This window comes from Streptomyces sp. URMC 124, from assembly GCF_051386455.1.
In the GTDB taxonomy this organism is placed as follows: domain Bacteria; phylum Actinomycetota; class Actinomycetes; order Streptomycetales; family Streptomycetaceae; genus Streptomyces.
Map to the genome: position 1 here is coordinate 1 of NZ_JBPQTS010000410.1, position 299 is coordinate 299.

Genomic DNA, 299 nt, shown 5'->3' on the forward strand with positions numbered 1-299 from the left:
GGCCAGCAGCCCGGAGAACTCGACCAGGGCCAGGGGGTCCGCCGCGTAGTCGACGCCTTCCGCGACGATCGTCAGGGGCACGCTCCCCGCCGCGCCCAGACGGCCGACCGCCGACTCCTCGTCGGCCCCGGCGCCGGCGTCGGCGTGCAGGCCGAGGCGGTCGGCGATGCGCTCGGCGACCCTGGCGACGGTCTCCCCGGAGACGTCCAGGGCGAGGTCGACGCTGCCCAGCGGCGGCAGGACGTCGTCCTCCGTCTCGTACGGGGACGGCGCGCGGCGCGCGGTGCCGTTGGCGCGGG

1 pseudogene is annotated in these 299 nt (G+C 78.3%); it reads right to left on the reverse strand.

The annotated features are described in order from the left end of the window. Positions 1 to 299 (reverse strand): annotated as a pseudogene (locus ACSNOG_RS33150) (hypothetical protein); the annotation flags it as partial.